A 26200-nucleotide genomic window follows, 5' to 3' on the forward strand; every position below is an offset into this window, starting at 1 on the left:
AGTGGCTGATTGCCACCGGCGCGCTGTGATTCAGTATTTCAAGGACCTGCTCGCCGCGCGCGAGTTGCTGGCGAATCTAACGCTGCGTGAAGTCCGGGGTCAGTATAAGCGCACGATATTCGGGCGGCTCTGGTCGCTGCTGAACCCGCTGGCAACGATGCTTGTCTACACGATTGTCTTCGCCTTCATCCTGAGAATTCAGCCCGACGCTGGCGATCCAAGTGGTGTGGATGTGTTTGCTGTCTGGCTTCTGTGCGGGCTATTGCCCTGGGCGTTCTTCGCGAGCGTCGTCCAGACCGGGATGGGCTCGATAATCGCGAACGCTGGTCTCGTCCAGAAAGTCTATTTCCCGCGAATCGTCCTTCCGCTCTCGTTGACTGGATCCATCGGAATAAACTGGTTGTTCGAAATGGCAGTACTCGGCGTCGTGCTGCTATTCGTCGGCTCGTTCTTTCTTCCATGGGTTCCCTTGGTACTCGTAATGATGGTGCTCCTTGCTGTGTACGCAACTGGAGTCGCTCTAGTCTTGGCGATCGCCAACGTGTACTTCCGCGACACGCAATACCTGATGGGCATCGTTATGCAGATCTGGTTCTATTTGACTCCTGTCATCTATCCCGTATCGCTTCTTAAAGAGCCGTCCGAAAGCGTGGGCGGTCTTCTCGGAACGCCCATCACGGTCCTGGACGTCTACCGCCTTAACCCGATGGAGCGGTACGTAGAGATCATGCGCAATCTGCTATACGACAACAGGTGGCCGGCCGTCGAGGATATGGGTTACTTCGTCGCCATAGCCTTCCTCAGCCTTGCTATCGGAGTGGTCGTCTTTCGACGGTTCGAGAACAGGATGGCCGAGCTCATATGAGCATTCATGCAGTAAGCGTCAACTCCGTTTCCAAGAAGTTTCGCCTGTACCACGAACGAAATCAGTCGTTGAAGTCGGCGGTGCTCCGTCGGCGACGGTCAGTGCACGAGGATTTTTGGGCACTCCAGGACATCTCGTTCGAGGTGCCCGAGGGGTCAACGTTTGGGCTGATCGGCAGCAACGGCTCCGGGAAATCCACGCTCCTCAAGTGCTTGGCGAGGATTTATACCCCCGAGCTCGGTTCCATCACCTACAAGGGCAGAATCGCTGCGCTCCTCGAAGTCGGCTCGGGTTTCCACCCCGAGTTGTCGGGTAGAGAGAACATCTTCCTCAATGGTTCGATCCTGGGGATGTCGCGCAAAGAGATCACTCGTAAATTCGACGAGATCGTTGATTTTTCGGGTGTCGAGGCTTTCATTGATCAGCCTGTGAAGAACTACTCGTCCGGAATGTACGTGAGACTCGGCTTCTCTGTCGCCATCAATGTCGCTCCTGACATTCTCGTGGTCGACGAGGTGCTCGCTGTGGGCGATGCGGAGTTTCAAGATCGGTGCAAGCAGAAGTTTGTCCAGTTCCGTGAGGAAGGCAAGACAGTCATCCTCGTGAGCCATGCGATGGATATGGTCCAGGATATGTGTGATCAGGTTGCCTGGCTCAGCCACGGCAAGTTGGTGGCCACTGGCGAGGCGCGCCCGACTATCGCGTCGTACCTCAAATCGGTCGAGCCGCAGTGATCAGGACGTTCCGCCACCACTGAGACGGCTGACGAAGCGCCGTCCTAGAGCGCTCACTCCGTCGTGCTGGAGGTAGTACCGAGCCAGAGCGACATCGCGCGCGAACCCCTTCGGCATTGATCCGATCTGGTGATAGAGCTTCGCGGGATCCGACGTGGCCGTGGCGCTGCCTGCCTGCATCACGCGCTTCTTCAGTCTGCCGGTTGAGTAGGTCCGCATGTCGCGATCCGCCGCGAACTGCGGACTACGGCAGAAGCGGAGTAGCGGCTCGAGCGTTCGTGTCCACGTGAATTCGGTTCTTATCCGGGCCACGGCTTCTTGCGCCGCCGTAATACTGGGGCCATCGTAAAGATAACGCTCAAGTGCGTCAGCAAGCGCCTCAACGTCCTCCGCTGGGACAGCCTCACCGAGACCCTCTCGCGCGACAAGGTCACCAAAACTGTCGCCCTCGGTACTCACGATCGGGAGCCCTGCCCACAGGTAGTCCAGGATCCGAGTTCGGAAGGAGAACGTCGTTTCAACGTGATTAAAGTGCGTACTCACCCCGAGATCGGCGTCGAGCAGATAGTTGTGACGCTCGTCGAGCGGCACCCACTGCTCGTTGAAGAAAACGTGCGTGCCGTTCACTCCCAGTTCAGAGGCGAGCTCCCTGGTCTGCGAAACAATGGCCATCTCGGGAACGTCGGGGTTCGGATGAGCAATGCCCATGAAAAAAAGTCGAACGTCTCTGTGCTTTTCCGCGATGCGCGCCACTGCTCTGACGAGGGTCTTGGTGTCGAACCAGTTGTAGATTCCGCCGCCCCAGATGATGACCTTGTCCCTCTCTCCGATCGCGGGTATCCCATCCCGAATCGGCCGGTGGGTTTGCGCAGGAATGCGCTCGTCCAACCCGAACGGGACGATATCGATGAGACGCTCGAGATTGGGGTCGGCCATGTATGTGTCCGGGTTGATGCGGCCCAGTCCCGCCAGCTGTCCCATCCAGAAAAGTCGCTGACGCTCGGACGCGCAGATGAAGAAATCGCCGCGAAGAAGCTGCTCGTTGAGGACGTCGTTGGCTGAAGCGACCTGTGCACGCCAGGCCGGCGATCCCCATTCCCGACCTTGTTCCAATTGCTCCAGGTGCATGGGGTCGTAAAGATCGATGACAATGACCTTCTCAGAGTCACGGATGGTCTCGAAGTGATGTATCGCGTGGCCTTGGAAGATGATCACTTCAGCCCACGTTTCATGCGCCATCATCTCGCGCTCGTTCCCGAGTCGCACTCGATGCACTTCGAAGTCGCTCGAGGGTCTTGACGCTTGGTTCCAGGTGACGAGGCGCACCTCGTTCTGGGCGGAGAGCGCCTCTGCAATCTTCCATGCCCGAAGAGCGGGTCCGGCCATTTTCGCGCCGAGAGAATCCCCCGTGATCACGAGTACGCGTCGCTGCGCGAAGGAGCTGCGAATGTTGAAGGCATCGACGACGTGATCGAGCCCGGCACGGTAGTGGGGCGAATCGTTTAGCGGAAGGAATGCGTCTCCGAACAAGTGAAACAGCTGCTCGTCGGCGACCGTCCGTGCGGCCTGCTCGACGCCGCGCTTTTCAGTAAGGTGCGGAAGCTCCTCAACGAATCGGTCGACGGCGAATAGACCCGCCAGCACAGACTTGTCCACTGTCACAGTCGGGGTCATCTCGTTCGAGTCATTGCCAAGGCGGCGCAGATCGAAGGATTCGGCGTCCAGACCTGACTTCGCGATGGCGCGACGAGAAACGAGCGACAACGCCGCGGGTAGGAATGACGCGAGACTCGTGTCCGAGAGGTTCTTGTACAGGATCATCAGTGCATTTCGCTCGAGCAGATACATTTCGCGGTGCTGCCCGAAGCTCGACATCGATCCGTGGTGCTTGTGCCTGACCACCGATCCCGGCGCAAACCGTACACGGTATCCCCGCATGTTGAGGCGCCACCCGAGGTCGACATCGTCGTAGAACATAAACAGGCCCTCGTCAAAGCCTCCGAGCTCCTCGAACTGCGCCCGCCGAACGAACAGTGCCGAGCCGGTTCCGAACAGGAGGTCCCGCGCCTCGTCGTACGCGCCAGAGTCGACCTCAGTGACGTGCTCTTTGTAGCCCATACCGAACCACGTCAGGCCGGATCCGACGAAATCGATGGTTCTGCCTTCAAAATCCAAGACCTTGGACGCCACGGCGGCGACACGGGAGCTCACTGCGAACTGCTCGAGTGCGGCCGGTATCCACGAGGGCTCGGGCCGCGCATCGTTGTTCAAGAACGCCAGGGTCGAACCCCGAGCGTTGCGAGCGCCGAGGTTGCTGCCTCCGGTAAATCCCAGATTCTGGGAGGATTCGACGATCGTCACCGCCGGAACATTATCGAAAGCCGCGTGGATTCTTTCAGCACTTTCGTCCCCGGAGCCATTCTCGACGATCACGACATCAAGTCGTTCCCGAGGCCAATCGCCATCGAGAAGGTGTTGCACTGCCTCGATGGTGTCGGCGGCACCGCGAAAGTTCACGACGACCACGGAAACTATTGGGTTGTCGGGGACGGGACTCACAGTGGTGACCTCCACAGTCATGCGTCATCGACGCTCGGCACTTCGGCAAATCGGATTTCCTCGTGTTCGAGCCTAGCGGGAGTGCGCGCCTCGAGTTTGCGGCTGCAAGCTCGAGCTCGGCTGCAGGGATTCGATCTCAGCCCCGCCACCCCATTCGTGGGCCAGCGCCCCGCATCCGACTCGCAGAGGCGTCCGGTACGACTCCAGGCGCTAGATGCTCCGACAACCGAGCGTGGGATTCGTCCCGCCCGTAGTGTCGATGGCGTAGATGCAGACGGTGCCTGGGCTCGTCCCAGCGGGAACGACCAGCGAGAAACCGTGGCCTGCGGAGCGACCAGGGAATGCCGCGATGACGTCAGGTCGAGGTTCATTCGCCAGGTGGGAGCTGCCCCGCCCGTTGACGTACACATGAACGTCGATGGGCGCAGCCGAGTCGGGATCGAAGGCCCATCCCGTCACGGTCAGTGCCCCCGCTGTGAGCGTGATGCCCTCAAAATTGCCCTTAGGAGGTGCGTTCGTCGGCGTCGAGTTCGGGACCGTGGTTGAACGGCAGCCGAGAAGAGGATTGACCCCGCTGACCGAATTGATGGCGTAAACACAGATCTGACGGTTTCCCGGCGCCGCGGGGATCGTCGCGCTGAATCCGTGGTTCGGGCCATAGAGGGCGTATGCCGCTCCGACATCCGGACGAGTGTCGGCCGCCCGGACGGGGATCCCGCGCCCGTCGACGTAAACGTGAACGTCGATAGGCGCAGTTGTGTCGGGGTCAATCGCCCAGCCCCTGATGGAGACTGAGCCCGCGGACGCTGAGACTTCATCGATCGTGCCGAATGGCGGGCGTCCGAGTTCAGCCACGCCCTCCACGACGACGCTTCGGCACCCGAGAAGGGTGTTCTGCCCGGGGCCGACATTGATCATGTAGAGGCAAACACTGCGCTTACCCGGAGCCGCAGGTATCGCCAAGTCGAAGCCGTGAGCGGGACCCGCCGTCTTGATCGCGGACTGAACGTCGGGACGAGGCAAGCTGGCGGACCATGCGCTTGCAGAACCGTCGACGTAAGCGTGCACGGAAATGGGGCTAGTCGAGTTCGGATCGTGGGCCCAACCGGTCAGCCGGATTTCGTTGATGGCTCCCGAAGCGGCTTCAAGATTTCCCAGGGGGGTGAAGGGACCGGTGGGCGAACCGAACCAGTCGCTGTAAAAGCGCCAGAAATTACGGTTTCCGTAGCTGGAACATGCGTCCCCCGTTCCATAAAGATTCGCAAGCGCCGCCGCATTCGGGGTGTAAGGCGTGTAGTAGTACAGGGCAGCTGTTGCGTTGTTCGTGATCGTCACCGTGCGGGTGCCGCAGTCACGATTCGGGTGATGAAGGACAGCGGTGGCGCGACCAACTGGGAACCAAGTGAATCTGCTCGACGTGCCGGGAGGGTTGCCGTACCGCTTCATCTGCCAAGCTGCTCGATAGAGCTGGTTGTACAAGCCAGCGAAGGCGGGATCACACCAGCCAGGCCTGGTCGTGTCGTCAGGACATGCATATCCCATGGCGCGGTCGATCCGCGACAGGGTGGGCTGCCGATGTGTGACTAGCGACTGCTCTTTCTGAAGTGTTACCAGAAGGACACGTGCGCTGATCCCACACGCGGTTTGGACCTTGAAGAGGATCCTGGCGGTGGACTCTTCTGATTCGCCTCTGTAAACGTCGCACATCGCGTCGGCCGGTCGGTCCGTCGTCGACGTCTTGATCACGTTGAGGCAATTGGTGTTGAGACACGTGCCGATTTGCGCTTGGAGGAAATTGCCTATCTCAGCCTCCGTCATCGCCTCACGATCATAGAATTGTTGGTCGCTGATGATGAAGCCCGGGTCGAAGTCTGTCGCAGTGGCCGCCTGAGCGGGGCTTACTGGCATGAGCAATGCGGCAACGACGGCAAATGACGCGATGCAGGCGGCGAAAAACCGTCTGGCTCTGGTTCTTTCAAGAATGGACAACGTCGGCTCCCCCCCGGTCATGCGTCTTCGACCGACTCCTCCAGCATCGCACGGCGTTGAGCCGTGCGCACCACCCCGGACGGGGGTGTCGCGCTCGAAAGCTACCGTCGGAGGTGAGGTCGCGAGCCGACCGACTTGGATAACGTGCCTTGGTAGGCTCGCCCGCGGCCGTTCCGCATGAGAAGAGGTATGCGATGTCAACGCACAAGCCGGGAGTCGTCTCCGTCGTCATCGTCAATTTCCGCGGTGTAGACGACACGATCACCGCCATCCAGCACCTTCGAGCGCTCGACTGGCCCGCCAGCAAGCTCGAGATCGTCGTGGTCGAGAATGCTTCCGGAGACGACAGCGCGGCCCGTATTCGCGCCGCCGACCCCGACGTCACGCTCATTGAGTCGTCGACGAATCTCGGATTCGCGGGCGGTTGCAACCTCGGCGTGGCCGCGAGCTCCGGGGAGTTCATCGCCCTGCTCAATAACGACGCCCGCCCCGATGCCCGGTGGATCGCAGCGGCCGTGACCGCGTTCTCCCGGTCTCCCCGCATCGGGGCCGTCGCGAGCCGTGTTCTCGATTGGGACGGCGAGAAGGTGGACTACATCGGCGCTGCGCTCACGTGGTACGGCATGGGTTACAAGCCGATGACCGGTGATCCTGTTCCACGTTTCGCCGACTCGTCTCGCGACGTGCTCTTCGGCACCGGCTCGGCGATGTTCGTGCGACGAAGCGTCTTTGATGAGCTAGGCGGCTTCGACGAGTCGTACTTCATGTTCTTCGAAGACGTGGATCTCGGTTGGCGACTGAACCTGCTGGGTTATCGGTTTGTTTATGAACCAGAATCCCTTGCCTACCACAAGCACCATGCTTCGATGGCGAGCTTCGGTGCGCACAAGGAGACGCTGCTGCTGGAGCGGAACGCTTTGGCGACTCTGTACAAGAATTCCTCTGACGACACACTGGCGAGCGCCCTGCCGGCCGCGCTCATGTTGGCCGTGCGTCGTGGGATGACTCGGGCCCCGGTGGACTCAGGGTCGTTCGATCTGCGCACCCCGGGCGGCAACGAACCCCAGATGAACATCCCCCGCATGGCGGCCGCGCCCCTCGTCGCCATTGACCAGTTCGTTGATGCCCTCCCGGGCCTCCGCGCATCGCGTGACAGAATCCAGGCCGGGCGCCGGGTCTCCGACGGCGCGATCTGGCGCCTGTTCGGCATGGCCGATGCGCCGGTGCTGCAGGACGAGGAGTACCTGCGGGGGTACGAGAACATCGTGACGGCGTTCGATGTGTCGGAACGGCCGCCGACCGCTCGTGTACTTGTCATCACGGGAGACCCGATCGGCTCGAAGCTCGCCGGCCCCGCAATCCGTGCGTGGAATATGGCGGAGGCGTTCGCCAGAACTGCAGATGTGACGCTCGTCACTCTATCGGGCGCGGAGCCGATCAGCGCCCCCTTTGCCATCGTTCACGTTCGCCCCGGTGACGAGCGGACCTTTGCGAGGTGGGAGAAGTGGGCAGATGTCATCGTCTTCCAGGGTCACGCTCTCGCCATCTTCGACTCGCTCCGGCGCAGCGAAAAGATTCTGGTCGCGGACATCTATGACCCCATGCATCTCGAGCAGTTGGAGCAGGGCCGCGAGCTCGGAGCAGAAGCTTGGACGAAGCAGGTGTCCGACGCGACCGACGTTCTCAACGAGCAGCTGCTCCGGGCGGATTTCATAGTGTGCGCCTCCGAGCGGCAGCGTCATTTCTACCTGGGTCAGCTCGCCGCTCTCGGGCGGATCAACCCTAAAAACTACGACGGAGATCCTGACCTGCGGGATCTCATCGATGTCGTGCCCTTCGGATTGAGCGATTCCCCACCTCGCCACGAGAACGATGTGGTCAAGGGGGTCCGCCCGGGCGTCGCTAAAGGCGACAAGCTCCTTCTGTGGAGCGGAGGGCTTTACAACTGGTTCGATCCACGAACGCTCATTCGCGCCGTCGGGGTGGTGAGCGCGCGTCGAGGCGGGGGCGTGCACCTTTACTTTCAGGGCACGAAGAACCCGAATCCGCACGTGCCTGAGATGGCGATCGTGCGAGAGTCCCGGGAGCTTGCGCGGGAGTTGGGGTTGCTCGACACTGCCGTTCACTTCAACGAATCCTGGGTCGACTTCGCCGATCGCCAGAACTACCTTACCGAGGCAGACGCGGGCGTGAGCACCCACTACGCCCATGTCGAGACCACGTATTCGTTCCGCACCCGCATCCTCGACTACCTCTGGGCGGGCCTGCCGATGGTCGTCACGCGAGGCGACCACTTCGCCGAACTCGTGGAGCGTGAGATGCTCGGAGTGGCCGTCGACGCCGAGGACGTCGACGCGCTCGCCCTCGCCCTCGAGAAAGTGCTCTTTGATGAGGAATTCGCGGCGCTAGCTCGCGCCAACATTGCGCTTGTCCGTGAGCAGTATAAATGGGAGGCGGTGCTCACGCCGCTCACCTCGTTCCTGTCTTCCCCGCGGCCCGCAGCCGATCGAGATGTGCTTGCAGGCGGTCCGATGGAGGGTCGACCACGACGCCGACGGAAACGCTCCGGGATCAGGCACGACATCTCGCTCGTTCTCTTCTACATGAAGAACGGCGGGCCCTCGACGGTCCTGCGGAAAGTCCGAAACCGGCTTCGAAAGCGATAGCCGTCGCCTGGCGAAGTTCGACGGGGCGCGCGAGTCCGCCCGTTCAATCGGTGGTTCGCTCTGCCGATGATCGGACGACGACGCCCCTCGCCTGCCGCGATACGGAGTTGGCGAGATACCCGCAGGCGAGAACGATGATCGCGAACGCAACCGAAATCGGGATCCATCCGCCGGGAGGGACCCAGTCGGGGCCTGTCAGCATCTGGTCGTATGTGCCATCCTCGCCAACCACGTAACGCTTCATGACGTGGAGGAAGGCCACGATCTGGGCGACGCACAGGCCGAAAATGAGGTATCGCGCGATGCGATCCGTCGATTCGAGACCGTCCGCACCTCGCCGTGTGACTTGTTGATCAAGCGCCAGTCCCGACGCGACGATAAAGCACATGTACATGGCGAGCAGGTACCGGCCCTGCCAGATGTACCCCAGTTCGTCCGCGACGATTGTCTGCACCGCTGCGGGGACGATAACGATCACGCTCGCGAACGCGAGCGGGATCCATCTGTCTACGCCACGTGTCATGCCGGAGGAGAAGAGGAGGAACCCGAGCCCGGCGGCCCCGTAGGCGAGCGCGCTGAACTCGGGAGCGGGCGTGTCAAGCCATCCAAAGAAGCCGATCAACCCCTTGCCATCGTCGAACACCCCGAATGCCGCGCTCATTAAAGCCAGTCGCGGTGAGGTCGGATTGACCAGAATCGCGCTCTGGTCGTACTCGGGAAGCACGGTGAACCAGGCGAGTGATGCCACCACCATCACGGCGCTCAGCGCAAGCGTGACGGTCGTCCAGCGAGTGCGGATTGCGTTGAAGAACCGTCGCCACCCGGTCTGCGTGATTGCCAGGAGGATCACGATGGCGACCCACAGAAACCCGATGCTTCGTGAGTTCACGACGAGCAGCGCGGTGGCAGCGATCACGATCGGGGAGAAAGTCCTCCAGACCCCGCGAGGTGCTTGCTGGAGCGAAGAGAGTACGAGGAGATAGAGCGCGAGCGTGCCTGCCGCCTCCACGCCATTGGGGTTGACGCTTCCTCCCAAGTACAAGGCCATTGGAGTGGTCGCGGCGACGAACGCCACCATGCTCCACCGCGGCGCTCGGCGCATCCTCCTCAGTTGAGTCATCGCCAGCCCCATGAGGGCACCGAACATCAGCGCGTTGACGAACCTCATGGCGTACAAGGCCAACTCGCCCGTGAAGAAGAGGGTGGGCCAGCCTACGAGATAGTAAAACAAGGGACTGTTGAGCGCGGCCGACGTGCCCGTCGAGGTCGGGGACCGGAGGTCATCAGCGACAGCGCCAGGCGGAGCGCAGTCTGGCGTCACGCTCGGTTGGAAAGCGAAGCACGTCAACTGCGGCGTGTTGGCGATGTACTCCGGGACGATGACGCCGGCCCATGCGGGAAAGCTCGGCCAGGCCTCCGTGACTATTTGCGCTCTCACTACTGCCGCCGCTCGAATCATATGCGCGGGTTCGTCGGGAACGGAGGCTAAGGGGGAAGCGACCGCCCATGTTGCGGCCAGAGCGACATACGCCAGAGTGGAAAGCATGAACGTTGTCAGAAGCCGGTGCACGGGTCTGTAACTCCATCTCGTAGCTCTCGATCGGCGGGACGCCGTTCTGGAGTCTATGACCCGCCCGAGTCGGGCAAAGGGCCGCTAGGCGGCACAATGGTGCAATGCCCCGCTTCGGAAGCCCCTCTGCGGGTTTCACGACGGTCGCGGCCGCGAGTGCGGTCGCAGGTGCCCTGGGGTACGCGATCACGATCGTCGCGGCTCGAATGTTCGGCGTCGAGTACGGGGCCTTCGGCGTGTTCTGGTCAGCTCTCTACTTCGGGGTGGGGGCGCTCGCCGGCGCCCAGCAGGAGTTCGCGCGCATGACCCGTTCCCTCGACCCGAATCCCACCGCGCTCCCCGCCTCCGTCGGAGCAGAGCGCATTCCCCGAGCGATCGGAGCCGCGTCCGTCGCTTCTGTGCTGGTATCGGCGGTGTCCACAGTCGCCCTGGCATTCACGGCTCTCCGTGGGGAACCGTTTGAGCACGCCGTCGCAATCGGGGTCGGCTTCGCCTTCTTCGGTCTCTACGCCGTTCTTCTCGGCATGCAGTACGGCGCGCGTCGCTGGAGAACCGTGGCGATCGCCACTGTCGCGGATCCCTTGCTTCGCATCGCCCTCATCACCGTCGTGGTCGAAGCGGGCGGCGCTCTCACTGGCGCCATCTGGGCGGCGGTCGCGCCGTTCCCGGTCCTCGCCGCCGTCCTCCTCGCCGTCAGCCTGCGCGACCGATCGCTGATCCTGGACAAGGCGGCGATCCCCGCGGCGCGGGCGGCAGCGGTGGTCGTCGCGGGCGGCGTGGCTTCTTCCTTCATCATCAACGGCGTTCCCATGCTGTTCGCGCTCGTCGCACCGGGCGAAGACCCGGCGGTGGTCTCCCGCTACGTGTTCGCATTTATTCTGATCCGTGCGCCGCTGGTGGTCGGTGCCCTCGCGCTACAGTCCTTCCTGATCGTCCACCTGCGAGATCACTCTCGGCCAAATCGAATGATCGGGATGCTCGTCCTTGCGATCGTCGCCGTCACAGGGCTGGGCGCACTGCTACTGGCGGTCGTCGGCGAGCCGATCGTCCGCGCGGTGGGTGGCGCGATCGGTGTGCCGACGACTCTCGTTCTCGTCGGCATCGCCGTCGCCTCAGGTGCGACCTCGGCACTGATCGTCGTCGGATGCTGGGCGCTGGCTCGCGAGCGTCGCCGGTTCTACGCCGCTGGCTGGTGGGCGGCGGCTTTGTCGCTGATCATTCTTGCCGCGGTGCTGCCGGGCGACGTGGAGACTCGGATCACGGTCGCGTCTGCAATTGCACCCGTGGTCGGCGTGGTGGCGGTGCTGGCAGGGCTTCGCGCTCGAGCCTGAGCGTCAGCCTCGAGCCTGGGGCTCCATGTCGCGCACGCGCTTTTCGAGCAGCGCGATCGCCTCGGTCAGCGTTCGCACTTGGCTCTCGACCTTGGTCAGCTCGGCGCTGTGCTGGATGCAGACGAGGACCAGCAGCGCGATGCTCACGAAGAACACGAGGTTGGTCGGCACGTCGATGCCGATGAGGTCAGCGACCGCGTCGAGGATCTGGGGGAACAGGCTTACGGCGAGAGCCAGGCCGCCGCCGACGAGCCACCAGCCCGCGTGACGCTCACGCAGCCGATTGCGGCGCAGCATGTCGATCACGATCAGCAGCGTGACGCTCGCCGCCGCGACGCTCAGGATGTAGCTCAGCAGACTCATCGGTCCGTTCCTCCCGAGGTGGGTCGCGCGTAGGCGAAGAAGAGGGCGAATACCGCGCGGAGCAGGTACACGGCCGACTTCACGGGATTGTGCGAGGGCACGCCGGCGGAACGCTCGCGCATGGCCACCGGCACCTGTCGCACTGTCAGCCCGTTCTTCGCCGCGATGACGAGGGCCTCGATCGTGTCGCCTAGATACTCAGCCGGCATCTCGCGAGCGAAGAGGGCGATCGCTCGAGGGCCGCACGCCTTGAAGCCGGAGGTCGTGTCGGTGAGGCGCGTTCGCGTGGCGTGACTGAGCGTAGAGCTCAGGAATCGCATGGCCCACTTTCGCGGACCGCGCACCTCGTAGTCGCCGATGCCGGCGAAGCGGGCTCCGATGACAATGTCAGCGTCGGCGAGCACCTCCAGCAGGTCGGTGACGTGTCCGGGGTCATGCTGCCCGTCCGCGTCGATCTGAATCGCCACGTCGAACCCGTTCTCCGCCGCGAAGCGATATCCGGCCCTCATGGCGCCGCCCACTCCGAGGTTGATCGGCAGGTGCAGCACGCCGGCTCCGGCCCTTCGCGCGACCGCAGCGGTGTCATCGCGCGAGCCGTCGTCGATGACCAGGCACGAAGCGGTCGGAACCTCGCGCGCGACCTCTGCAATGACGTCCGCCACCGACTCGGATTCGTTGTACGCCGGAATGATGACGAGAACGCGACGGCCAGAGCTGACGTCATCCACGGGCGGCCGTCCTTCCGAGAACGTGATGAAGAAGCTGGCGACGGAGCTCGCGATCTGAGGCTCCGCCCGGAAGCAGAGTGAGAGCGTTGAGGCGTGAGGTGAGGTGGGAGCGCGCGGCTCGTGCCGCGCGGCTCCAGCCCAGGCTGCGACAGCGTTCATCCCATTCTGCGAAGAGCGCGCGTTCCTCGGCGAAGCGAGCGCCATCCTTCGCCGTCACCGACGAGACGCTACGTGCATGCCGGCGGTACTCGAAGAGCACTTCGTCGTCGACGAGCATCGAGCCGCCGCTCGCGAGTAGCTGCAGCTGCAGATGAAGGTCGAGCACGACTTCGAAGCGAGGGTCGAAGGAATGCTCGCGCACAGCATCCGTTCGCCAGACGATCGAGGGGAAATATGTCCAGTTGCCGCGAAGAAGGCTGCGCATCGTGGCCTCGCCGCCCACGATTCCGGGGCGCGGGCGCATCCATTGCTTCACACGATCCCCCAGCGGCGACGAGGCCTGGCCTCGGTCATCGATGACCTGCACGCCGGGCTGGTAGTAGGTCGCGCCGCTCGAAGCCATCCGGCTCAGGGCCCTCTCCACGTACTGAGGCCGAAGTCGGTCGTCGCACCCCATTATCGCGAGCAGTGCCTCCTCAGCCAGTTCGACCGCCTGGCGGAATGAGGACGAGACCCCGCCATTGCTCTCGTTGCGGACGTACCGGATGCGGGGATGCGCAAGCCCGACGAGCCACTCGCCCGGGCGCCGATTGGGGTGGGCGTCGTCGATCACCGTCAGTGTCCACTCCGAGCTCGATTGAGCGAGGACGCTTTGCACGGATTCGCGGAAGAGCGCTTCATCGCCGTAGAAGGGCATGACGATGTGGAGGGGCATCGCTCCAGACTAGGCGCTAGCCGCGCAGCCGCCCTCGCCATGAGCGCTCGCGCGCCGCGACGAGCGCCGCGATCACGAAGAGCATGAAGCCTCCCTCGACGAGCAGGTAGCTCTCGGTCATGCTCGTCGTCGCGAGCAGCACGAGGACGAGCGCCGGCCAGACATGCACCGTCGAGCGACGCTCCGTCGCGACGAGCCACGCGCGCACGAAGGCAAGACCCAGCGCGACCAGGAGGAGGCCGAGGCCGATGAATCCGAGTTGCAGCGTCGCATCCACGTAGGCGTTGAGAGCCGACTCGGGCTGCCGGCCGACGGCGTCGCGCACCACCAGGAAGGGGTAGCGATCCTCACGCCAGGCGCCGAGCCACCCCCAGCCCTGCGCCGGGTACTGGCCGATGAACTTCTCCAGGTCGGCCCAGACGCTCGTGCGGATCGTGACATCCGCCGTGGCGCCCGCCAGGGCGAGCAGCTGCTGGCGAAAGAGCCAGCCGAGCGTCGTCGCCACGATCGCCGATATGAGCAGCACGCTCTGCACGGCCGGCCGCCGCTCCGCGGGAAGGCGGCGCAGCAGCACGAGCACGAGGCCGGCGGCGAGCACGGCCGCGAGCACGACGCCGGTCACGGGGGAGCGGGCGAAGACGATCGTCCCCGCAGCGAGCACGAGTGAGAAGATCGTGAGACCGCGCGGCACGGAGCGGGTGCGGTATTCGATCCAGAAGCTCAGTGCGGCGAGGCCGCCGAGGAAGGCGAAGTAGTTGCGCGTGCCCGCAAGGCCCTCGACGGGTCCGCCGACTGCGAGGTTGCCCGTGATGCCGATGAAGTGCAGCGGGGTGTCGATGATGATGCCCGACAGGATCTCGAGCGCGAACGACACCACGAGCACGAAGCGCAGAGCGTTGCCCACGCCGCGCACGATCTGGATCGTGTCGCGCACGAGCGCGATGTACAGCCCCAGGAAGGCGAACGCGAGCATGTACGGCATGCTGCCGAAGGTGGCGATCGGGTACTGGCTCCAGAAGCTGCTGGCGACCATGAACCCGACGAGCGCGAGCAGCGAGAGGGGCAGGATGCCCCGCCATTCCACGCGCTCCGGCTGGCCCGCGAGCGACAGGGCCGCGAGCACGACCAGGCCCGCGAGCACCGCGAGGGCTCCCGGCCAGCCGAGGAACGCCCGCACCGCGTGCATGCAGAGCGCGACGACGATGGCGACCTCGGTGAGCGCCTGCGTGAAGCGCGGCGACGCGAGCGCCGAGCGCCCGGCGTCGAGAAGCGAGCGGGCGCGGTCGGTCATCGCCCGATCCCCGAGAGGGCTCGACCGTGCGTGCGGCTCGCGACGGCGAGCCAGACGAGCAGCAGAAGCCCGCCCTCGATGAGGATGCGCGACTCGGCGAGGCTCTGCACGAGCAGGACGGTGGCGATGAGGGCAGGCAGCAGTCGCAGGGCGGGGGAGTCGACGATGTCGCCGAGCGGAGCATCCACCGCCCACGAGACGGCCCGGAGCAGCATCGTGACGACCAGCACCGAGAAGACCGCGACGCCCGCGAATCCGAGCTGCAGCCAGACGTCGAGCAACGCGTTGTGGGCCTGCAGGTACTCGACCCCCTTGATCAGCACGAGCCCGTCGAACGGCTCGACCCACGGCGCCCAGTAGCTCACCCAGCCCCAGCCGAACCATGGCCGCTCGAGCGCGAGCTCGGTGACGGCCGCCCAGATGTCGACGCGGTTCGTGAGGTCTCCCGATCGGCCGAGCAGCTCGAGCAGGGCGTCGCGGAAGACGACAACGAGAGCGAGTGCGGTCACTCCGGCGGCGGCGCTGACGAGGAGCAGGCGGATGCGCGCCCTGGCCCCGAGGCGACGCGCGACGACGAGCAGCACCAGCACGATCGCGACGACGGCCGCGGCGACGATCATGGTCGCCGACCCCGCGCAGACGAACGTCAGCGCGGCGGCGGCGAGCCAGCCGTAGCCCGCCGCCTGGCCGACCCGGTGGTCGACGAGCTGGATCGTGAAGACGATGATCGCCAGGAGCGCGGCGAAGCCCAGGAGGTTCGCGTTGCCGACGATGCCCTGGATCCTCCCGCCGTCGAGCACCTCGAACAGCTCGTTGCGCGACCAGAAGAACGCGAGAGGGATCTCGCCCTCGTAGTCGGTCCACCACGGCAGGACCGGCTGGCGGATGACCGTCGCGACGGCGAGCTCGAAGACGAGCGAGAGCCCGATTATCCACCGCAGGGCGACGCCGAGCGCGCGCACCACCTGCTCGAGCGTGAGCGTGCGGGCCATGACGGCCCCGCCGAGCGCGGTCAGCACAAGCAGTCCGGAGCCGATCGCCGTCTCGAGCCGGTACGCCGACCACACGATGCTCAGCACCGCGAGGCCGACGAACAGCGCGAGCGCGATCGGCACGCCGCGCCACGACAGGCGGGCGCGAACGGCGAGGGCGATCCAGCAGACGGCGAGGACGGCGATGATGGCGCCCCACCCGTACCAGGTGAGCGGGTACCGCACGGCGTCGCCGGCGAGGAGGACGAAGAGGGTCACGGCGGCGAGCGCGACGCGGCGCTCGCGGAGCCAGGACATGACGCTCAGCCTACCGGCGAGGTCACGGCGCCCCGGCCCGGCGCCGGCGGCGTCGATCACACGAACGCGCCGACCCCCGTGATCGCGCGGCCCACGATGAGGCTGTTCATCTCGCGCGTGCCCTCGTAGCTGTAGAGCGCCTCGGCGTCGGCGTGGAACCGCGCGACGTTGTAGTCGAGCACGATGCCGTTGCCGCCGAGTGCCTCGCGGCACAGCGCGACGGTCTCGCGCATCGCGGTGGTGCAGAAGGCCTTCGCCATCGAGGCGTGCTCGTCGCGCTGCGTGCCGGCGTCCTGCATGCGCGAGACGCGCGTGCACATCGCGATCGAGGCGGTGATGTTCATGAGGCTGCGGCTCAGGAGGTCCTGCACGAGCTGGTGGTGCGCGATGGTCTTGCCGAACTGCACGCGCTCCTTCGTGTACGCGACGGCCGCCTCGTAGGCGCCGATCGCGGTGCCGATGGCCGCCCATGCCACGTCGGCGCGCGTGAGCCGCAGCACCGCCGCGGCGTCGCGGAACGAGTTCGCCTTCTCGAGCGTGAGCGCAGCATCCACCCGCACGTTCTCGAGCGTGATGTCGGCGTTCTGGACGATCCGCAGCGACTGCTTGCGCTCGATCTTCGTCGCCGTGAACCCCGGGGTCGCGTTCGGAACGATGAAGCCCTTGACCTGGCCGTCCTCGGTCGACTTCGCCCAGATGATCGTGATGTCGCTGAAGGTGGCGTTGCCGATCCAGCGCTTGGAGCCGTTGAGCACCCAGCCGTCGCCGTCGGGCGTCGCCGTCGTGCGCAGGCCCTGTGCGGCATCGCTGCCGGAGAGCGGCTCAGTGAGGCCGAAGGCGCCGATGATCTCGCCGCTCGCGAGCTTCGGCAGCCACTCGGCCTTCTGCTCGGCCGAGCCGTTGACGCCGATCGAGCCCATGGCCAGGCCGTTCTGCACGCCGACATAGGTGGCGATGCTCGCGTCGATCCGGGCGAGCTCGAGGGCCGTCCAGCCGCCGTACACGGCCGAGTACTCGCCCGTTCGGGTTTCATCCCACAGCTGCCCGAAGAGCGGGTGCTCGTGCAGGCCCGGCAGGATCTCGTGCGGGAACTCCGCCTTATCCCACGCGTCGTTCACGAGGGGGCGGATGCTCCGCTCGGCGTGCTGCCGGAGAGCCACCAGCGCCTCGCGCTCGTGGTCGGCGAGGTCGGCCTCGAAGCCGAGGAAGTCGCTGGCGAGAGTGGGGAAGTCAGTCATGCCGTCAGGCTATGGTCGAGACCACGCCGCGTCGATGTGGTTGGGTCGAAGAGTCAACGCCGTCGGCGGTTCCGTCGGACGCGTTGTCGCGACCCTGCAAGAGAGAGACGACGGGATGCTCATCCGCATCACCAACACCCCGCGCCCCTACGCGTGGGGCTCGACGACGGCGATCGCCGATCTGCTCGGCACCGAGCCCTCCGGCGGCCCGGAGGCCGAGCTTTGGCTCGGCGCCCACCCCGGTTCGCCGGCGCGGATCGTCGAGGGCGCCGCCGAGGAGGGTCTCGCGCAGTGGGCCGCCTCGCACGCGCCTGGCGGCCGGATGCCGCTCCTGCTTAAGGTGCTCGCAGCATCCGCACCGCTCTCGCTGCAGGCCCACCCGACCCTCGAGCAGGCGCGTGAGGGATTCGCTCGCGAGAACCGGCTCGGAGTCGCGCTCGATGCCCCGGAGCGAAACTACAAAGATCCATTCCCGAAACCCGAGCTCCTGCTCGCCCTGAGCGACCCCTTCCGCGCACTGTGCGGGTTCCGCCCCGTCGAGGAGTCGCGCACCGACCTCGAGTCCCTCGCCGACTCGCGACTCGTTCCTCTGCTCACGCGTCTGGTCGACGACTCGTCGCTCGCGTCGGTCGTCGGGTGGTTGCTGGAGAGAGGCGACGGCGTCGACGAGGTCATCACGGCGCTCAGCGAGCACGCGTCCGGCGTCGCCGGAGATGAGCGCGGCGCATGGCTCGGTTCTGCGCGGATGCTCGTCGATCACCACCCCGCAGACCCGGGAATCGCCATCTCGACCCTCCTGCACACGGTGCTCCTGCGACCCGGTGAGGCCCTGTACCTGCCGGCGGGCAATATCCACGCCTACCTGGAGGGCGTGGGCATCGAGCTCATGGCCGCGAGCGACAACGTGCTCCGCGGTGGGCTGACGGCCAAGCACATCGACGTTCCCGAGCTGCTTCGAGTGCTGGATGCTCGGCCGATGCCCGCGCCGTATCTCGAGCCCGAGCATCCGACGCCCGCGGTCGCCGTATTCCGCCCCGATGCCGTCGGCTTCGCCCTTCTCGACGTCGCGGTGACACCCGGAAATGAGCTTCTCGTCGAGACGGCTCCGCTGGCTGTCGCGCTATGCCTCGAGGGCGCGGTCGACCTCGACGGCGAGACGCTCGAGCGAGGTGAGGCCGCCGTCATCGTCACCGGCACGCCGCGGCTCTCGGGCAAAGGCAGAGTCGTCATCGCGACGATCGCCTGATCGGGTCGACGTCTTCGCGTCGCGAACTCAGAACGGCATCGGAACGGCATTAGACGCGACCACTCACACGGCGCTCGATTTGTGAGTTACCTTTTGCTCAGACGTCACCGGGGGGAACATCGTCATGGGGAATCTGCACGCAACAACACGCTCCGCCGTCATCGCGGTGCTCACGCTTTCGCTCATCGCCGCGTCGGCAGGAACGGCGGCGCTCGCCGAGCCCGGATCGGGCGTCGGACCGACGTCGAGCGCGGAGTCGAGCGCGGAGCCGACTATCGAGGCCGAGCCGCCTTCGCCCACGGAGTCCGCGTCTGCTACCGTCCCGCCGACTCCTCCGGCGGAGCCGGAACCCGCTAGGCAGGAAGCGCCCCCGACCTCACCGCCGGGCGAAGGTGGGTCGCCGGAGGACGCCGTGTCTACGCAAGTTGCTTCTGCCGAAGCCGTAGCCGTTTATCGCTTCTGGAGCGATACTTTCCAGTCGCACTTCTACACCCTCGATGTTGCGGAGCGGGATTCCGTGATCGCGAATTATCCGAAGTCGGTGTGGCAGTACGAAGGGGCCAAGTTCGGCGCCTACCAATCGCAAGTGGCCGGAACGATTCCGGTCTACCGGTTTTGGAGCCAGGTACACAACGCGCACTACTACACGGCGAGCGAAGACGAGAAGAACCACGTCATTGCGGCCTATCCCGTCGACGTATGGCAATACGAGCGCGTGGCGTTCTACGCGTACGGCACACAGGATGCACTTGCTCAGACCCAGGTTATGGCTCAGTTTTGGAGCCCAACTTTCTGGAATCACTTTTACAGCTCGGATCCAGCGGAGATCGACAAGGTCAAAGCGGTATATCCGGCGCATATCTGGACATTTGAAGGCGATGCGTTCCGGGTTCCTATTTCGTATGCACCGGCCGCACCGCTGCCCCCGAGCGGCCAGGTCGCGTCGGATCAAGCTGCAGCGGTCTACCGCTTCTGGAGCGATACTTTCCAGTCGCACTTCTACACCCTCGATGTTGCGGAGCGGGATTCCGTGATCGCGAATTATCCGAAGTCGGTGTGGCAGTACGAAGGGGCCAAGTTCGGCGCCTACCAATCGCAAGTGGCCGGAACGATTCCGGTCTACCGGTTTTGGAGCCAGGTACACAACGCGCACTACTACACGGCGAGCGAAGACGAGAAGAACCACGTCATTGCGGCCTATCCCGTCGACGTATGGCAATACGAGCGCGTGGCGTTCTACGCGTACGGCACACAGGATGCACTTGCTCAGACCCAGGTTATGGCTCAGTTTTGGAGCCCAACTTTCTGGAATCACTTTTACAGCTCGGATCCAGCGGAGATCGACAAGGTCAAAGCGGTATATCCGGCGCATATCTGGACATTTGAAGGCGATGCGTTCCGGGTTCCTATTTCGTATGCACCGGCCGCACCGCTGCCCACCGGTGGCCTCTCGACAGTCTTGGCCGCCACCCTCGGTGGGCTGAGCGGCAAGTACTCCGTGAGCGTGCGAGATCTCGGTGGAACGCGGTCCACGGTCGACATCGGTGGAGAAACGATGCAGGAACCGGTCAGCGTCATCAAGGTGTTCGTGGCGTACGCCGTGCTCGATCGCGTCGATCTCGGGCGTTTGACCCTCGCCACCAGGACCCGATCTGGCGTGACGGTCCAGGATTGTCTCCGGGTCATCATCCAGGTATCCGACAACTACTGCCACTGGGATCTCGTAGCGCTGGTGGGGGAGCAGGCGCTGAACGATCAGTTCTGGGCGGAGGGCTACCGAGGAACGGTCTACGCCGGTCGCAGCGGTGGCGGCACGTACTACCCGGCGAAGCTCTCGACCACCGACGATCTCGCACTGCTGCTCAGCCGCCTCTATCGGGGAGAGCTGCTCAGCCCCGCTATGAGCGAGCATCTCATCGCGCTCCTCGAGACGCAGTACTGGCGGTCCAAGCTGCCCTCCGGTGTCGCTGCAGGCGTGCCGGTCGGAAACAAGACAGGCTCTGCCTGGACGGCGGATGGCTGGTTCCACTCCGACGCCGGGGTCGTGTCCTCGGTGGGCGGAACCTACGCGATCGCCGTGCTCGGGAGCCGGGGGGCCACGGCAGCCGGCGTTCGAGCGATCGGCCGCGTGGTGTACGAGCACTACAACGGCCCGATTGCCACGGCTGCGTCGTACAGCAGCCTGAACGCCGTGACAGCGGCACCCACGACCTTCTACCGTCACGCCAGCACGAGTGCCCCTCTGGGAACGATTCCGGCTGGAGTGCGCCTTGAGGTCTACGCCAGCGCCCGGACCTGGTACCAGGTGGTTTACAACGGAAGGTACGTCTATGTGCGGATGTCGGCTCTCCTTGACGCGATCGCGTATCCACGCAGCGCACGCTGAGCATCGACGCGGGAAGGCTCTAGCGTTGACCGCATGACCTGGCTGGTGACCGGCGGCGCCGGATACATCGGCGCGCACGTGGTGCGCGCCCTCCTCGACGCGCGGCTCGAGGCCGTGGTGCTCGACGACCTCTCGAGCGGGCACGAGCGGTTCGTGCCCGGAGGGGTCCCATTCGTGCGGGCGAGCATCCTCGACGCCGTCGCGGTCGACCGCGCAGTAGTCGACCACGGCGTCACGGGCGTCATCCACGTCGCGGGCTTCAAATACGCGGGCGTGAGCGTGCAGCGCCCCCTGCACACCTACGAGCAGAACGTCACGGGCATGATCACCCTCCTCGAGGCGATGCAGCGCCGCGGCGTCGACCGCTGCGTGTTCTCGAGCTCGGCCGCCGTCTACGGCGCGGTCGACGTCGACCTCGTCACGGAGGGCACGCCGAAGGCCCCCGCGAGCCCGTACGGCGAGTCGAAGCTCATCGGCGAGTGGCTGCTCGCCGACCAGGAGATCGCCGCGGGCCTGCGGCACACGAGCCTGCGCTACTTCAACGTCGTCGGCTCCGGCGACCCGGCCGTGTACGACACGAGCCCGCACAACCTGTTCCCGCTCGTGTTCGAGGCGCTCATCGAGGGCCGCGCCCCGCGCATCAACGGCATCGATTACCCGACGCCCGACGGCACGTGCGTGCGCGACTACATCCACGTCGCCGACCTCGCCCTCGCGCACGTCGCGGCGGCGCGGCGGCTCGACGCGGGGCAGCCGCTCGAGCGCGCGTACAACCTGGGCTCCGGCGAGGGCGTCTCCGTGCGCCAGATCATGGATGCGATGGCCGCCGAGACCGGCCTCGCCTTCGACCCCGAGATCGGGCCCCGCCGTCCCGGTGACCCGCCGCGCATCGTGGCGAGCGGGGACCTCGCCGCGCGCGACCTCGACTGGCGCATGCGGCACTCGCTTGCGGAGATGGTGCGGTCGGCGTGGGAGGCGCGCCGGGCATCCGTGCTCTGACGCTCCCGGCCGGCGGCACGCCGTCGCTGCAACCGCTTACGCCCGAACGGGGTCTGGCATCGAGGTCGGTTTCGACTTCGGCTCCGTAACGGTTTCGGCGGCGCGTCGCAACCCTGAACCAGGGGTCGACCCTTTTACCATTCGCGACTTGACGCGAGGGAATCACACGAGTGTAATTAGGGGCATCCCGGCAGGGTGCAGGGGAGCAGCCACCCGGGGGAAGGAGAGTCACGAATGAGCGAGTACCGCAACACGGTTCCGGAGAACTGGTTCGTCGACCCCGTCCGTCTCGGTGTCCCCGGCGTCCGCCGCGTCCGCGCGACCGACGACGACACGCTCGCCTGGCAGGCAGACGCGCTGTGCGCGCAGACCGACCCTGAGGCGTTCTTCCCCGAGAAGGGCGGATCGACGCGCGACGCGAAGAAGATCTGCACGACGTGCGAGGTGCGCGGCGAGTGCCTCGACTACGCGCTGCAGAACGACGAGCGCTTCGGCATCTGGGGCGGGCTCTCCGAGCGCGAGCGTCGCAAGCTCCGCCGCCGTGCCTGAGCCCGCTCATCCCTGAGCCCGGGTTCCGGGGGCCCTGCGTGTCCCGCTCGGCCATCGACGGCGCCGCGCGTGTCTGCGCCCGGCCGCTCCAGACCGCCGTAGGCTCGGGCCGATGCAAGCCCGAGTGACCGCGGTGCTCGTCGCCCGCCGGGGCGGCGACGCGCTGCAGCAGACGCTGGAGGCGCTCGCCGAGCAGTCCCGTCGGCCCGACCGCTTCGTCGTCGTCGACGCCGCGGAGGATGCCACGGTCACCGCCGCGCTCATGTCCCTCGCTCCGACCCACGCGGTCACGGCACTCAGGTCGACGACCTTCGGCGACGGCATCGCCCGCGCGGTCGCCGTGCTCCCCGAGCCAGAGACGACGAGCTCACCCTACGGCGGCGTCGATGAATGGCTGTGGCTCCTCCGCCACGACTCGACCCCCGACGCGCGGGCCCTCGAGCGACTGCTCGGCGCAGTCGAGATCGCGCCGTCGGTCGCCGTCGCGGGCGCGAAGCAGATGGATGCCGCGCACCCCACCGTCATCGTCGAGTTCGGCGAGACGCTCACGCGCACAGGGGCCTCGATCGCGATCGCCGAGCGCGAGCTCGACCAGGCCCAGCACGACCGCCTGCAGGACGTCCTCGCGATGGGCGAGGCAGGTCTGCTCGTGCGCCGCAGCGTCTGGGAGGCCCTCGGCGGCATGGACCCGGCCCTGCCGACGATCGACGCCGCGCTCGACCTGTGCGTGCGCGCACGGCTCGCCGGGCACCGCGTCGTCGGCGTCCCGCTCGCGCGCGTGTTCGTCCACGGCTCCATCGCCGAGTTCCAGCGGCCGCGCGTGCACCCGCGCACCGTCGCCCGCTGGCGCCGCGCCGCTCAACTGCACCGCCGCCTCGTCTACGCGCCCGCGGCGCTCGTGCCGCTGCACTGGCTGAGCCTCGTGCCCGTTGCGTTCCTCCGCTCGCTCGGTCACCTTCTCGGCAAGCGCCCGACGCGCGTGCTCGGCGAGTTCGGCGCCGCGTTCGCCATCGCGTTCTCGGGCGCGGCCATCCCCACTGCCCGCCGCCGCATCGCGCGGTCGCGGTCCGTCGGATGGGCCGCGATCGACGCCTTGCGCATGACGCCGGACGAGGTGCGCCGCCGCCGGGCGATCGGCCGCGACGCCCTCCTCGGCGCCGGTGAGGCGCAGGCCCGCCCCCGACCCGACTTCTTCCCCGGAGGCGGCCTCGTCGTCGCGGGCTTCGCCCTCACCGGCGGCCTCCTCATGTCCTCACTCCTCGCAGCGCCCGCCCTCGCGGGCGGCGCGCTCGGCCCCCTGGCGCCGGATGTCCCCGCGCTCTGGGCGGCGACCCTCGCGACCGACGACGGTCCCGCCGACCCCTTCGCCTTCGTCCTGGCGGCCCTCGGGTCGCTGACCGTCTGGCAGCCATCGCTCGCGGTCGTCGCGCTGTGGGTCGTGGCTCCGGCGCTCGCGGCGCTCGGCGCGTGGTGGGCCGCCGCTCACCTCGTCGAGCGGCGCGGCCCCGCGGCCGCGGTCGCCTCCGTCTACGCGCTCGCGCCCGCGGTCGCGGTGTCGCTCGTCGACGGGCGGCTCCCCGCCCTCGTGGCACTGCTGGCTCTGCCGTGGCTCGTCGTCGCGGCCGCGCGCGCGCCGCGATCGTGGAGCGCGACCGCGGTCGCGGGGCTCCTCGCGGCGGTGACCATCGCATCCGCCCCCTCTCTCGGCATCGCCCTCGTGGTGGTCTGGGCGGCCTGGATGGCCGCCAACCCGCGGCGGGTCGTTCGACTGCTCACCCTCGTCGTGCCGACGGCGGCGCTCTTCGCGCCCCTCGCCGTTGCGCACGTGCTGAGGGGCACTCCGCTCGGCCTCCTCGCCGACCCCGGCCTTCCCTCGCAGCCGGCGGGGATCGCTCCCACCGGGCTGCTCCTCGGCTGGCCCGACCTCTCGATCGCGCTGGGGCCGGTCGCCGCGCTCCTGCCCGCCGAGGCGCCGCCCCTCGTCGTCGCGGCGGTGCTCGCCGCTCTCGCCGCTCCGCTCGCGGCCCTCTCGCTCCTCGCCCTCGGGCTGCGCGGCGGGTCGCGCGCTGTCGTCCCCCTCGTCGCCGCCGCATCGGGCCTCGCCCTCGCCGTCCTGGTGTCGGGGGTCGCCGTGGTCACGGCCGAGGGGGTCGCGGTGCGCGTCGACCCCGCCCCTGCCCTCGGCCTCTACTGGCTCGGACTCGCGCTCGCCGCGGGCGTCGCCCTCGACGGTCTCCGCCGCGCCGCGGCCGTTCCCGCACTCGTCCTCGTGCTCGCGAGCGCGCTCGCCGCGAGCCCGGCCCTCGCGATGCTCCTCCTCGGCACGGCGAGCGTCGGACCGGGACCCGACCGCACCCTGCCGGCGATCGTCGCGGCCGACGCGGTCGCCGACGCGAGCATCGCCACGCTCGTTCTCACGCCGGTCGACGTCGGCCTCGCGGCGCGCATCGAGCGGGGAGCCGGCGACTCTCTCGTCGTCCACCGCACCTTTCCCGCGACGGTCGGCCTCGCGAGCGATGCCGACGCCACCCCCGAGCAGGAGCGCCTCGCCGAGCTCGCCGCGAGCCTCGCCGTGCGCAGCGGACTCGACGTGGCCCCGCTCATCGAGCAGGAGGACGTGCGATTCGTCCTACTGGCCGAGCGCGCCCGCACGACCGGTGTCGACGCCCCGCTCGACCCTTCCGGCTCGGTCGCCTCCGCCGACGTCTCCGCCGCCCTCGACGCGAACGTGCTCCTCGTCGCGGTCGGGGACACGGATGCCGGCCGGCTGTGGCGGGTCGTCGCCGCCGACGAGACCCCGGCCGCGATCGCGGCGCTCCCCGCGACTGCGCTCCCGATCCTCGTCGGCCAGCTCGGCATCCTCGCTCTGACGCTGCTGCTCGCCGCGCCCACGGGGCCGCGCCCCCGCCGGATGCGCGCGGAGGACGGCACGATCGACGACCCCGCCACGACGTTCGACCCCGAGGACGACGATGACTGATCGGCTCCTGCTCCTGGCGCGCGGACGCCACGTCGGCGTCGCGCTGCTCGGCGCGGGCGCCGCCGCCGCGCTCGTCGTCGGAGTGCTCGCCGTGCCGGGGCCGGTGATCACGGCGCGGCCGACGACGGTCGAGGTCACCCCGGTGCGCGCGACGCAGTCGCTCGTGTGCGGCGGCCCCGTCCTGGGGCTCTCGCGCGGGCCCGAGCCCGAGATCATCGCCGTGGGCGAGCCCGTCCGCCGCAGCGCGGGCGAGGGGCTCGTCGAGCGTGCGATCGGCGAGAGCGACGCGGTCGATGGGGGAGCGGTGATCGTCGAGCTCCCGGCCGAGGCGCCCGCCGACGACGTCTCCGCGACCGAGCGGCAGGAGCTCGACGAGCCCGAGCTGCGTGGCCTCGCCGTCGCCGAGTGCCTCCCTCCCGCACCGACCTCGTGGCTCGTCGGCGGGAGCACGACGACCGGCCGATCGAGCACGATCGTGCTGAGCAACCCCGGAGAGGTCGCCGCGACCGTCGACCTCTCGGTCTGGGGCGCGGACGGGCCGCT

General features: G+C 66.6%; 19 protein-coding genes. 10 read left to right on the forward strand and 9 right to left on the reverse strand.

The window, feature by feature from the left end; translation table 11 throughout:
* The first annotated feature begins 25 nt into the window (after window positions 1–25).
* The gene (locus FHX53_RS12615) at window positions 26–865 is read left to right on the forward strand and encodes an ABC transporter permease (RefSeq protein WP_343051017.1); all 840 of its coding nucleotides are present in this window, start codon (window positions 26–28) and stop codon (window positions 863–865) included.
* The gene (locus tag FHX53_RS12620) at window positions 862–1599 is read left to right on the forward strand and encodes an ABC transporter ATP-binding protein (RefSeq protein ID WP_182491708.1); all 738 of its coding nucleotides are present in this window, start codon (window positions 862–864) and stop codon (window positions 1597–1599) included. Before FHX53_RS12615 ends, FHX53_RS12620 begins: the two co-directional genes overlap by 4 nt.
* On the opposite strand, the gene FHX53_RS12625 is transcribed toward FHX53_RS12620, so the two are convergent.
* The gene (locus tag FHX53_RS12625; protein WP_343051018.1) at window positions 1600–4125 is read right to left on the reverse strand and encodes a glycosyltransferase; all 2526 of its coding nucleotides are present in this window, start codon (window positions 4123–4125) and stop codon (window positions 1600–1602) included.
* Window positions 4126–4368: 243 nt separating this feature from the next.
* Window positions 4369–6147 (reverse strand): hypothetical protein, encoded by a 1779-nt coding sequence (locus tag FHX53_RS12630; protein ID WP_182491711.1) that lies wholly within the window; start codon window positions 6145–6147, stop codon window positions 4369–4371.
* 194 nt (window positions 6148–6341) lie between these two features.
* Between FHX53_RS12630 and FHX53_RS12635 the strand changes: the two genes are divergently transcribed.
* On the forward strand, window positions 6342–8813 hold the full coding sequence (locus tag FHX53_RS12635) for a glycosyltransferase (RefSeq protein ID WP_182491713.1): 2472 nt from the start codon (window positions 6342–6344) through the stop codon (window positions 8811–8813).
* A gap of 43 nt (window positions 8814–8856) precedes the next feature.
* Here the strand turns inward: FHX53_RS12635 and FHX53_RS12640 are convergent, their stop codons facing one another.
* A complete protein-coding gene (locus FHX53_RS12640) occupies window positions 8857–10359 on the reverse strand; it encodes a DUF2142 domain-containing protein (protein ID WP_182491714.1) in 1503 nt (500 codons plus the stop codon).
* Window positions 10360–10589: 230 nt separating this feature from the next.
* On the opposite strand from FHX53_RS12640, the gene FHX53_RS12645 reads away from it, so the two are divergent.
* Window positions 10590–11714, forward strand: a complete 1125-nt coding sequence (locus FHX53_RS12645) for a hypothetical protein (RefSeq protein WP_182491716.1) — start codon at window positions 10590–10592, stop codon at window positions 11712–11714.
* 3 nt (window positions 11715–11717) lie between these two features.
* Here FHX53_RS12645 and FHX53_RS12650 read toward each other — a convergent pair whose 3' ends face one another.
* From FHX53_RS12650 to FHX53_RS12675, 6 genes are read right to left on the reverse strand one after another with little or no spacing between them, the layout of a single operon-like run.
* Window positions 11718–12077 carry a DUF2304 domain-containing protein gene (locus FHX53_RS12650; protein ID WP_182491718.1) on the reverse strand — a complete coding sequence of 120 codons (360 nt, stop codon included), beginning with the start codon at window positions 12075–12077 and terminating at the stop codon, window positions 11718–11720.
* Window positions 12074–12805, reverse strand: coding sequence for a glycosyltransferase (locus FHX53_RS12655; protein ID WP_182491719.1), 732 nt, complete (start codon window positions 12803–12805; stop codon window positions 12074–12076). The genes FHX53_RS12650 and FHX53_RS12655 overlap by 4 nt, the downstream gene beginning before the upstream one ends.
* Window positions 12798–13679, reverse strand: coding sequence for a glycosyltransferase family 2 protein (locus FHX53_RS13735; protein ID WP_182491721.1), 882 nt, complete (start codon window positions 13677–13679; stop codon window positions 12798–12800). Before FHX53_RS13735 ends, FHX53_RS12655 begins: the two co-directional genes overlap by 8 nt.
* Window positions 13680–13695: 16 nt before the next feature.
* On the reverse strand, window positions 13696–14970 hold the full coding sequence (locus FHX53_RS12665; RefSeq protein ID WP_182491723.1) for an O-antigen ligase family protein: 1275 nt from the start codon (window positions 14968–14970) through the stop codon (window positions 13696–13698).
* Window positions 14967–16259: an O-antigen ligase family protein gene (locus FHX53_RS12670; protein WP_182491724.1), complete on the reverse strand. Its 1293-nt coding sequence runs from the start codon at window positions 16257–16259 to the stop codon at window positions 14967–14969. The genes FHX53_RS12665 and FHX53_RS12670 overlap by 4 nt, the downstream gene beginning before the upstream one ends.
* Before the next feature lie 56 nt (window positions 16260–16315).
* The gene (locus tag FHX53_RS12675) at window positions 16316–17497 is read right to left on the reverse strand and encodes an acyl-CoA dehydrogenase family protein (RefSeq protein ID WP_182491725.1); all 1182 of its coding nucleotides are present in this window, start codon (window positions 17495–17497) and stop codon (window positions 16316–16318) included.
* Window positions 17498–17612: 115 nt separating this feature from the next.
* Between FHX53_RS12675 and manA the strand changes: the two genes are divergently transcribed.
* The 6 genes from manA to FHX53_RS12705 all read left to right on the forward strand — a co-directional run.
* On the forward strand, window positions 17613–18743 hold the full coding sequence (gene manA, locus FHX53_RS12680) for a mannose-6-phosphate isomerase, class I (protein ID WP_182491727.1): 1131 nt from the start codon (window positions 17613–17615) through the stop codon (window positions 18741–18743).
* Between the two features lie 124 nt (window positions 18744–18867).
* On the forward strand, window positions 18868–21129 hold the full coding sequence (locus tag FHX53_RS12685) for a serine hydrolase (RefSeq protein ID WP_182491729.1): 2262 nt from the start codon (window positions 18868–18870) through the stop codon (window positions 21127–21129).
* Window positions 21130–21162: 33 nt separating this feature from the next.
* Entirely contained in the window at window positions 21163–22128 is a 966-nt protein-coding gene (gene galE / locus FHX53_RS12690) for a UDP-glucose 4-epimerase GalE (RefSeq protein WP_182491731.1), read from the forward strand.
* 234 nt (window positions 22129–22362) lie between these two features.
* Window positions 22363–22677, forward strand: a complete 315-nt coding sequence (locus tag FHX53_RS12695; protein WP_182491733.1) for a WhiB family transcriptional regulator — start codon at window positions 22363–22365, stop codon at window positions 22675–22677.
* Between the two features lie 112 nt (window positions 22678–22789).
* Window positions 22790–25657 carry a glycosyltransferase gene (locus FHX53_RS12700; RefSeq protein ID WP_182491734.1) on the forward strand — a complete coding sequence of 956 codons (2868 nt, stop codon included), beginning with the start codon at window positions 22790–22792 and terminating at the stop codon, window positions 25655–25657.
* Window positions 25650–26200 (forward strand): DUF5719 family protein (locus FHX53_RS12705; RefSeq protein ID WP_246335721.1); only part of this gene is annotated, 551 nt, incomplete at its 3' end. The genes FHX53_RS12700 and FHX53_RS12705, both read left to right, overlap by 8 nt.

It is taken from the genome of Microcella alkalica (genome assembly GCF_014137945.1).
Taxonomy (GTDB): Bacteria; Actinomycetota; Actinomycetes; order Actinomycetales; family Microbacteriaceae; genus Microcella; species Microcella alkalica.